General features: G+C 63.5%; 8 protein-coding genes. 3 read left to right on the forward strand and 5 right to left on the reverse strand.

The genetic code is table 11. The features are described 5' to 3' along the window. Positions 1-2,932: PPE family protein (locus tag AWC07_RS26820; protein WP_139829635.1), on the reverse strand; the 2,932-nt coding region annotated here is incomplete at its 3' end. Between the two features lie 283 nt (positions 2,933-3,215). Between AWC07_RS26820 and AWC07_RS10370 the strand changes: the two genes are divergently transcribed. Next, complete coding sequence (locus AWC07_RS10370; RefSeq protein ID WP_036408592.1) at positions 3,216-3,776, forward strand: TetR/AcrR family transcriptional regulator; 561 nt, start codon at positions 3,216-3,218, stop codon at positions 3,774-3,776. A 7-nt stretch (positions 3,777-3,783) separates the two neighbouring features. On the opposite strand, the gene AWC07_RS10375 is transcribed toward AWC07_RS10370, so the two are convergent. Both AWC07_RS10375 and AWC07_RS10380 read right to left on the reverse strand, forming a co-directional pair. Next, on the reverse strand, positions 3,784-4,593 hold the full coding sequence (locus tag AWC07_RS10375) for a DAPG hydrolase family protein (RefSeq protein WP_036408588.1): 810 nt from the start codon (positions 4,591-4,593) through the stop codon (positions 3,784-3,786). After that, positions 4,593-5,933 carry an FAD-binding oxidoreductase gene (locus AWC07_RS10380; RefSeq protein ID WP_036408599.1) on the reverse strand — a complete coding sequence of 447 codons (1,341 nt, stop codon included), beginning with the start codon at positions 5,931-5,933 and terminating at the stop codon, positions 4,593-4,595. The genes AWC07_RS10375 and AWC07_RS10380 overlap by 1 nt, the downstream gene beginning before the upstream one ends. A gap of 66 nt (positions 5,934-5,999) precedes the next feature. Here AWC07_RS10380 and AWC07_RS10385 point away from each other — a divergent pair, with 66 nt between their 5' ends. Continuing rightward, positions 6,000-6,746 (forward strand): IclR family transcriptional regulator, encoded by a 747-nt coding sequence (locus tag AWC07_RS10385; RefSeq protein WP_036408585.1) that lies wholly within the window; start codon positions 6,000-6,002, stop codon positions 6,744-6,746. 373 nt (positions 6,747-7,119) lie between these two features. Further along, a complete protein-coding gene (locus tag AWC07_RS10390; RefSeq protein ID WP_208622392.1) occupies positions 7,120-8,352 on the forward strand; it encodes a cytochrome P450 in 1,233 nt (410 codons plus the stop codon). 37 nt (positions 8,353-8,389) lie between these two features. Here the strand turns inward: AWC07_RS10390 and AWC07_RS10395 are convergent, their stop codons facing one another. Then, the gene (locus AWC07_RS10395; RefSeq protein ID WP_036408583.1) at positions 8,390-8,992 is read right to left on the reverse strand and encodes a cysteine hydrolase family protein; all 603 of its coding nucleotides are present in this window, start codon (positions 8,990-8,992) and stop codon (positions 8,390-8,392) included. A gap of 48 nt (positions 8,993-9,040) precedes the next feature. Continuing rightward, positions 9,041-9,490, reverse strand: a complete 450-nt coding sequence (locus tag AWC07_RS10400; protein ID WP_036408580.1) for a DUF6941 family protein — start codon at positions 9,488-9,490, stop codon at positions 9,041-9,043. Between the last annotated feature and the right edge of the window lie 364 nt (positions 9,491-9,854).

The following is a 9,854-nucleotide window of genomic DNA, read 5'->3' on the forward strand; positions in this document are numbered from 1 at the left end:
TCGGCGGCAGGCCGAAGGAGTCCACGCCGATCGGGTTGATGGTGAACGGAGTGGTGGTGGCCCCCGGAATGCTGAAGCCGTCCAAACGGATGGGATCGATGTCGAGCCCCGGGATGGTGAAGGCGCCCAGCTTGATGGGTGGGATGTTGATGTCGGGCAGGGTGATCGGCGGCAGGCCGAAGGAGTCCACGCCGATCGGGTTGATGGTGAACTGCCCGGTGGTGAACCCTGGAATGGTGAAGGCGCCCAAGTTGATACGTGGAATCCTGATGTCGGGCAACGTAATCGGAGGAAGGCCGAAAGCGTCGACCCCGATCGGGTTGATGGTGAATCCACCTATGGTCAAGCTGGGAAGATCGAAGCCGGGGGAGCTAATCGAGGTTAGGTTGAAGAACGCTCTGCCGTTAAAAGGATCGACAATAGCAGTGTTTGGGTAAAAGTTGACTCCCTTCAGCGCAAATACATTCGTATCCCAATCTATCCTCAGCTGAGGGGTGATCGTGAACCCATTGACACGTATCGCCGGCGCATCCATTTGTGGCACCACTATTTTCGGTAATTGAAAGCCGCCGAGCGCAACACTGTCAATCTTGAACCCCGGTATAAACATCTCCGACAAGTCAAAACCTGGGACGTCGATCGTGGGCATGGTCAGCGGTGGAATGACCAGTTTGGGTGTGGTGAAGCCGCCCAATAGTGCGCTGTCGAGCTTGAAGCCGGGAATGGTCACCGCGGGTAGGTCCAGCCCCGGCACGCCAATTGGGGGTGTGGTGATGTTGGGCAGATCGAGGCCGGGCACGTTGATGGTGGGTGTGGTTAGTGCGGGGATGGCCAGTTTGGGTGTGGTGAAGCCGCCCAATAGTGCGCTGTCGAGCTTGAAGCCGGGAATGGTCACCGCGGGTAGGTCCAGCCCCGGCACGCCAATTGGGGGTGTGGTGATGTTGGGCAGATCGAGGCCGGGCACGTTGATGGTGGGTGTGGTTAGTGCGGGGATGGCCAGTTTGGGTGTGGTGAAGCCGCCCAATAGTGCGCTGTCGAGCTTGAAGCCGGGAATGGTCACCGCGGGTAGGTCCAGCCCCGGCACGCCAATTGGGGGTGTGGTGATGTTGGGCAGATCGAGGCCGGGCACGTTGATGGTGGGTGTGGTCAGTGCGGGGATGACCAACTTTGGTGTGGTGAAGCCACCTAACAGCGCGCTGTCGAACTTGAAACCGGGCATGGTCACCGCGGGCAGGTCCAGCCCCGGCACGTTGACGGTGGGTGTGGTCAGCGCGGGAATGACCAACTTTGGTGTGGTGAAGCCGCCCACCAGCGCGCTGTCGATCTTGAAACCGGGCACCGTCACGGCGGGCAGGTCCAGCCCCGGCACGGCGACGGTGGGTGTGGTCAGCGCCGGAATGACCAATTTCGGTGTGGTGAAGCCGCCCAACAGCGCGCTGTCCAACGTGAATCCAGGCACGGTCACAGCGGGCAGGTCCAGCCCGGGCACATCAATCGCGGGTACGGTCATCTTCGGCAAGTCGATAGCAGGTATCGCCAAGTTCGAAGTAATAATTGTCGGTAAATCCAGAGCCGGTATTGCTATTGCGGGAACATTTATTGGCGGCAAAGTCAGATCCGGAGTGCCCAGATTGAAGCGGAGACCGCCCTGCCCGGTGTCTCTGAAGGCGAAGCCGTTGTTCATGTCACCGGTGTTGAGGACCCCTGTGTTCAAATTACCGGAATTGAAAAATCCGGTATTCGCATCACCGGTGTTATAACTACCGGTGTTGGCTGATCCTGAGTTGAAACTGCCGGAGTTGTAGTTTCCGAGATTCGAATCACCGGTGTTGGCATCGCCCACGTTGAAGCTGCCGGTATTGAAATCCCCTGGGTTGAACAACCCGGTGTTGGAGTTGCCGGAATTGCCGCTGCCGAAGTTTGCGAGACCGGCGTTGAAGAACCCTAGGTTTCCGGAGCCGGAGTTTCCTATCCCGACATTACCGGTGCCGGAGTTGAAGAAACCGACATTTCCGGCGCCGGAGTTGAACAAGCCGATATTACCGGTGCCGGAGTTCAACCAGCCGAAGCCCACCCCGCCCGTGCCGCTGAGTCCGATGCCGATATTGTTGCTGCCGGTATTCCCGAACCCGAAATTGTTGCTGCCGGTGTTCGCCAGACCCATGTTGAAGCTGCCGGCGTTCCCGAAGCCGGTGTTGTAGCTGCCCAGGTTTGCGGGGCCGACGTTGTTGCTGCCGAGATTCCCGACGCCGAGGTTGTAGTTACCGAGGTTTCCATGGCCGACGTTGCCGGCGCCGGCGTTCCCGTTGCCTATGTTGCCGCCGCCGAGGTTGCCGAAGCCCAGGTTGAGGGGCGCTCCGGCCGCGGCAGCGGCCGCCGCGCCGGCCAGCTGAGCGGGCAACCCGGCCAGATTCTGCAGCGGCTGGGTGAAGGGCTCCAGTGCCGAGACGACGGCCGAAGCCCCTGCGTGATAGGCGGCCATTGCCGACACATCTTGGGCCCACATCGCCTCGTATGCGGATTCCACCGCGGCGATCGCCGGAGCGTTTTGCCCGAACAGGTTCGACATGACCAGGGACACCAAATCGAAACGATTGGCCGCCACCATGATTGGCTGCACCATCGCCGATCGGACGGCCTCGAACTCTATCCCCAGCGTCTCGGCCTGCATTGCCGCTTGCCGGGCCTGGGCCGCCGTGGCCGAAAGCCAATCCGCATACGGGGTTGCTACTGCGGCCATCGCCGCCGACGACGGCCCCAGCCATGATTCGCCGACCAGCCCCGCGGTTATCGCACCGAACGACGTTGCGGCCGAGTCCAATTCCTGCGCTAGTCCCTCCCAGGCCGCCGCAGCCGCCAACAACGGTTCCGCCCCCGCCCCGGTGAATATGAGAGCCGAATTGATCTCCGGTGGCAGTACCGAAAAGTTCATCGCCCAGCCTCCTCATCCAGCAGCCGCCAACGACAGCCCACGACCGCCCGGCAGCCGGCGAGCCCGGTGACGAAGAGTCGTCCAACTACCCTGACCAACGGAAACATGCAGGTCAACGGCGTAACGACAAGTTGAAATGGGTCGGTGGCAACCATGGCGCGGGTCCGTCTCAGCACGAGAACGGGACCTGCATCGATGGTGAGAACAAGTGTTACCTTTGTCTCAGCGTTAGAAAATTTTCCTATGCTTCTCGACGCTCTCGACGGAAAGGACGCGATACCACGTGCCCGTCGACGATTGGCTCCTCGGAGGGGACCGCCGCGAAGCCGCCGCCGAGCGGATCTACGAGGCCGCAACCGACCTCATCGCCCGCGACGGACTCAATGCGCTGGATATCGACAAGCTGGCCACCCGAGTCCACTGTTCCCGAGCGACCATCTACCGCTACGTCGGCGGAAAAACCGAGATCCGTAACGCCGTCGTCCGGCGCACCGCGCACCGCATTGTGGACTCCGTGCGCACGGCCGTCGAGCCGCTGAGCGGGGTGGAGCGACTTGTCACCGCAATCATGTTGACCATCAAGCAAATCCGCTCAGACCCACTGTGCCAACTGATGGTCGGTTCGATTCGCGGCGGCACCCGTCAGGTGGCCTGGCTCGCCGAGTCGCCGCTCACCGCACAATTTGCTACCGACCTTGCCGGGCTCGCCGGCGGTGATCCGCAAGCCGCCAAATGGGTGGTACGCGTCGTGCTGTCGCTGGTCTACTGGCCGGGCGAAGACGAGGAGGCCGAACGTCGGCTAGTGCAGAACTTCGTTGCGCCGGCATTCGCCCAACACAACTGAGGATCGCCTACTCGTCACCGAAGTTTTGGTGGAGTTCGGCCAAGAACCCCGCGAGGTGATTCATCTCCTGTGCACAGTGCACCAGCAGGTTGCGAGCGGTGGCTGCCCGGTTGCCGAGCACCCGTGCCGCGATGGGACGCACCGCCTTTGACGCCACACCCGGGGCCTTGCGAACTTCGATGTGCGGGCCGCCCATCCAGAACCGCGAACGCATCTCCGAGCCGCCCGGCGTCGACCGAATATGGTGGACGAACCATCCGACGTCCACCGGGGCGTCACCCGAGCCCAGCCGGGCACAGATCGTCACCGCATCGTCGGAATCTGCCGGCAGACCCAAAGCGGCGGGTGCGACGAATTGGATTGCGGCATTGAGCATTGCCGAACCGATGTACTCGCTGATCATCGACCAGCGGCCGAGGTAGCGCTGATTGCCCCGACGACCCGCGTCGTCACCGTCTTTCCAGGCGGCCGACAGGTGCGCCCGGGGATGCCACAGCTTGTACCGCCGGGTGTCGCAGCCGTGCCAGCCGAACCACCAGACCCACATCGCCGGGGTGACTCCGGGCATATCGGTGCGGACCGAGACCTGGAAGCTGCCATCCTGGAGAATTCCGTAGCCGTTTTCGGTCTGGTGATAGCCTTCGTCGGCAACGGTTGCGGCGTCGTCGAATGCCAACAGCGCCATCCCGCCTTGCGGGCCGTGCTGTAGCGCCTCGACGACATGCTGTGGCAGGGCCGCCATTTCGGGTTTGAAGAACTTGGCGAACGGCGTGTCGGCGTCGTCGTTGCGATAGCCCAGGTAGAGATCGCCGGTCATCAGATTCGTCCCATCCAACTATTGAACAGCCCGTCGGGATCGTAGGTCGCCCGTACCTTGTCCAGCCGGGCCATGGCCGCATCGGTGGCAAACCGAGCCGGCCGCTGGCCGAGGTTTTCGTCCGCGAGCTGAATGCCGGTGGCCAAGTGCGACATCGCCGCCATGTTGGACCGCGCCCAGTCGCCGTACTTGTCGTCGTCGGCAGCGTCTTTCCACGAGCCGTAGAGTGCCAGGTAGATCTCGTCTTCGATGCTGTAGGCCATGTCCTGACGGGTCGGGGACGGCCCCCAGTTCAGCCACAGGAAGTGCGACGGGTGCGGCGGTAGGGTGTCGAGAATGTTGCGGATGCCCGGTAACAGTTCCTCGGCCGGCGCCGAGGTCCACATATTGTCCGCGGTGTACCGGTGGTCGCCCAGGTAGTGGGTCATCACGACGTCGTACCAGGCAGGCAAATCCGTTGGCATATAAGGGGTTTTGACCAGAGCCCGGTCGATGACCGGGCAGGTGTCGAATACCGCGAGGGCGTCCTTGGCTTCTTCTTCCGAGTCGGCGAATGCCGGCGAGGCCATCACGATGGCCGGCATGTCGAGACCCATCTCGGGGACGCTGCGGGTGGCAAGGATTTGCATCTCGACGCGACGGTCCACGTCGGCGCTGACGTTGCGGGCCCAGGTGTAGACCTCGTCGGCCACGTCGAACGGGTACACATACACGCTGGTGCCGCAGACGGCCGGGCGGGGATAGAGCTTGAGGTAAAACGACGTGACGACGCCGAAAAAGCCCGGCCCGGCGCCGCGGGCGGCCCAGTACAGGTGGGGGTGATTGTCTGCGTCGCAATGGATCTGCTCGCCGTCGGCGGTGATGACGTCGAGTCCGATGACACTTTCGCAGGCCGGGCCGAAAATCCGGCTGTTCCAGCCGTACCCGCCTTGCAGCAGGTAGCCGCCCAGACAGACGCCTTTACAGTGGCCGCCGGGGAAAAACAGGTTCTGTGCCTGCAGGTCGGCCATGAGCAAGCTGCCGCCCTTGCCGGGACCGGCGACGGCCGTCATGTTTTCCGCGTCGATCGTCGCGTGGTCGAGGCGGCTGACGTCGAGCAGAACGGCGCCGTCGCGCAGATGGCTGGCCGCGAAGCTGTGCCCGCCCGAGACGATGCTGACCTTGTGGCCGTTGGCCCTGGCGTAGCGCAGGCCCGCGATGATGTCGTCGGCATCGACAGCCTGCACAATCACCTCGGGATAGCGTTCGGGCACTCGTTGATGCCACACCGAGCCGCGACGTGCGGCCTCGTAACCGTCATCCCCACGGAAGAAGTGCCGCCCGTCTGGAAGTACGCCCACCCAGATCTCCTTTGATCCGCATTTCGGTTCTTTAAAGTTCGCGATGCGGACCACTATAGTGGAATTGTGCCGCGAACGGAACGAAATGCCCGGACGAATCGCGACGAGGGTATCCAGGTGTTGCGTCGGGCCGCAGCCGCACTGGACGAAATCGCCGCCGACCCCGGCCAGTTGCGTCTGGTCGACCTCAGCGAGCGCTTACAGCTGGCCAAGTCGACCACTCGCCGCCTGCTGGTCGGTCTCGTCGAAGTCGGCTTGGCCAGCGTCGACGACCGTGGCCACTTTTCCCTCGGTGAACGCCTGCTGGGATTCGGCAACGCCACCGGAGCGCACGTCGCGGCAGCATTCCGCCCGACCATCGAGCGAGTGGCCGCGGCCACCGGCGGCGAAACCGTCGACCTGTCGATTTTGCGTGGCCAGAAGATGTGGTTCATCGACCAAGTCGAATCTTCACACCGGCTCCGCGCCGTCTCGGCAATCGGCGTCCGATTCCCGCTGAACGGGACCGCCAACGGAAAGGCGGCCCTCGCCGCACTCGGCGAGGCCGCCGCAGCGGCCGCCCTCGCCAGGTTCACCCCCGAAGTCGCCGCGGAGCTGCGTCGTGAAATCGCTGAAATCCGAAGCACCGGAATCGCTTTCGATCGCGATGAGCACACCCCGGGGATTTCGGCGGCCGCCATCGCCGGACGAGCGTTGGGCGACAACGTGATCGCGATCTCGGTGCCCACGCCGACCGAGCGCTTCGTGGAAAAGGAAGACCGCATCGTTTCAGCTTTGCGCAGTGCGGCCGACTCGCCCGCCTGGACACGCTGAGCAACGCCGAGCCGCGATGCGACGCTGACGGCCCGGTTCTGCGCCAACGGAAAAGCGGCTGGTTTTTCTCGGACCTGAGACGGCGTCGGCGGCCACTGCCGCCGACACCGCAGGTCTGAGCCCCGCGGTGAGACAACCCGAAGGAGCACCGGGTAATGCCCGTTTCAATTGTCGTTCAATTGTCGCCGCGTCGTTGACGCGCGGTATATCCACCGACCACTCTGGTGAAGGTCCCTGCTGAGCCCTGCCGCGGATGAATTCTCGGTTGATCGGCCCGAGTGCATACCACGCAGAAAGGATGCGCAATGACATCCGTGTGCAGTGTTCGCTGTGCCGCCGGGGCCGTCGCCCAGAGCCGGCGATGGATCACCGGATGAGTTCCACCGGACTCCGGACATGCTCCATCGATGCCAACGCCTTCTTCGGTGCAGAATGCCTGCAGGATCCCTACCCGCTCTACGAGCGCATGCATGCCGCCGGAACGGTCCACCGCATCGCTGGCTCCTCGTTCTATGCGGTATGCGGTTGGGATGCCGTGCAGGACGCCATCAGCCGCCCCGAGGACTTCTCCTCGAACCTGACCGCCACGATGACCTACACGGCCGACGGAACCGTCAAGCCGTTCGAGATGGACGCGCTCGGCGGGCCGACCCATGTGCTGGCCACCGCCGACGATCCCGCTCACGCACTGCATCGCAAGCTACTGGTGCGCCACTTGGCGGCCAAGCGAATCCGCGCCATCGAGCAGTTTGTCGCCCGGACCGCAAGCCGGCTCTGGGCCGACGGCCTGCACGAGGGTCGCATCGAATGGATGGCTGCGCTGGCCAACCGGCTGCCGATGATGGTCGTGGCCCAGCTCATCGGCGCGCCCGACGCGGACGTGGCCCAGCTGGTGAAGTGGGGATACGCGGCCACGCAACTGCTCGAAGGGTTGGTCAGTCACGAGCAACTCGCCGCCGCGGGGGTCGCCGTGATGGAGCTCAGCGGCTACATCTCCGACCAATTCAGCCGGGCGGCGGCCGGTCCGCAAGACAATTTGCTGGGGGAGCTTGCCGCCGCCTGCACATCAGGCGAAATCGACACGCTCACCGCCCAAGTCATGATGGTCACCCTGTTCGCCGCGGGAGGAGAGTCGACCGCCTCGTTGCTGGGCAGTGCGACCTGGATACTGGCAACCCGTCCCGACATCCAGCGGCAGGTGCGCGACAATCCGGACCTGCTGGGAGCCTTTATCGAGGAAACGCTGCGCTACGAGGCGCCTTTTCGGGGTCACTACCGGCACGTGCGTCACGACACCAGCCTGGCCGGGATCGGCCTGCCGGCTGACTCACACCTGCTGCTGTTGTGGGGCGCGGCCAACCGCGATCCGGCTCAGTTCGAAACACCAGGTGTATTCCGCCTTGACCGCGGACGAGGCAAGGGCCACCTCAGTTTCGGGAAGGGCTCGCACTTCTGCGTCGGTGCAGCGCTCGCACGCCTGGAGGCCCAGATCGTCGTACGTCAGTTGCTCGAACGAACGTCGGTAATCGAGGCCGCCGACGTCGGACAGTGGTTGCCGAGCATCCTGGTGCGCCGCCTCGAACGCCTCGAATTGACCGTGCGCTAGCTTGTCGGGTTCCAACCATCCTGCGCAACACGGAATTTCACCTGCCGAATGATGGTGTCACGCCCGCTTGCGTCAGATTGCCGAACGCTTCGAGAACAGCGGCGCTGGTGGAGTGGGCGCCGAAAACCCCTCCCTGCATGGTGATCATCTTCAGTGCGGCTAGGTGATTCGAGTAGTCGGTGGCGCCGGTGCAGTCGGACAACACCAGGCATTCGTACCCCCGATCGTTCGCCTCGCGCAACGTGGTGTGGACGCACACGTCGGTGGTATGCCGGTGAAGATGAGATGGGTAATGCCTTATACGTCCGCGTGGTCCCGCCGCTCCGATTTCCGCCCCGATCCGCGCCGACCGCCACCTCTTGTTCGCGGGCAGATCACTGAGGTCGGGCCGATGGCCCTCGCGCGTGTGCACAACGAACAACCCCAGTTCACGAGCGGCGCAGAGCACGGTCCGAGCGGGGCCCAGGGGAGTGCGCGTCAACGAGAGGTCGTAACCCATGGTGTCGACGTAGCCGACTTCGCCGGCGAAGTCGACCTGCCAGTCGATGTTTATCAGCGCGGTGCGTTCGACAGCGATGCCGCCGTCGAACGGCCAAACATATGGGTTGGCGTCCACAGTGATGCGATGGGCGGTACTCATGCGATGAAAGTAATTGTCAGTCCAGACGTTTCGACAGTGGGGTTAAGTTTACTCGAAAGGCATCGGCGAAAGGCCTCCGCCGGTCACGATGAAAGCCTCAACCGCCGTGGCCTGCTCGAAGCCTTCCACCTCCACCCGCCACTCGTAGAGTCCCGGTTCCAACGGAATTCCCGGCGGGATGTTGAGGGCAAGCGGCATCCGGACCGAAGTGCCGTGGATCGCCCCGGGCATCCGGCCTGCCTCGGCGGCGGCTTCGAACAGCATGGGCTGCGGGCCATGCGGCCCCGTCACTACCACCGGATCTCCATCGGTGGTCAGCAGTTGGCACGTCAACTTGTGCTGTTGGTTGGTCTCATCCCAGTCGATGTCCAAAAAAAGCACCAAAGCGAAAGGGGGAGTGGGTGTTTGGCATTGTCGCCAGCCCAGCCCGAGGGCGTGGACCTTACCCGACTGGGGGTCGGCCTGCGCTGCGTCCGCCAGTAAAAGGCTGACCTTCATGAGGCCGCCGGCATTGCGATCGGCGATCGGGATGTCACCGTGAGAACGTGTCCTGTGCTGCCGTCAAGAGACCCACGAGATCCCGTCCTTGTCCGTCGTTATGCCTGGCTGGTGGCACCGTCAGGATGGCGCCTGCCGAGATACCATCGCTGACAGAATCCTATGCGACCTGACCCGGCATGCTGCCGGCCAGTGTGTGTCGCACCATGTTACTTACCGGGGTTACTTACCGGGGTTACTTACCGGGGGGCAGCTGACGCGGACCATCGGGGGAACGCAGCTCGGCCTGTCGACCGCCACCGTGATGGGACCGGTTTGAGCAGGGTTTAGCCACGGTCATGGGACCACCCGTTTGCCAGTGATG

The organism is Mycobacterium gastri (assembly GCF_002102175.1).
Taxonomy (GTDB): Bacteria; Actinomycetota; Actinomycetes; order Mycobacteriales; family Mycobacteriaceae; genus Mycobacterium; species Mycobacterium gastri.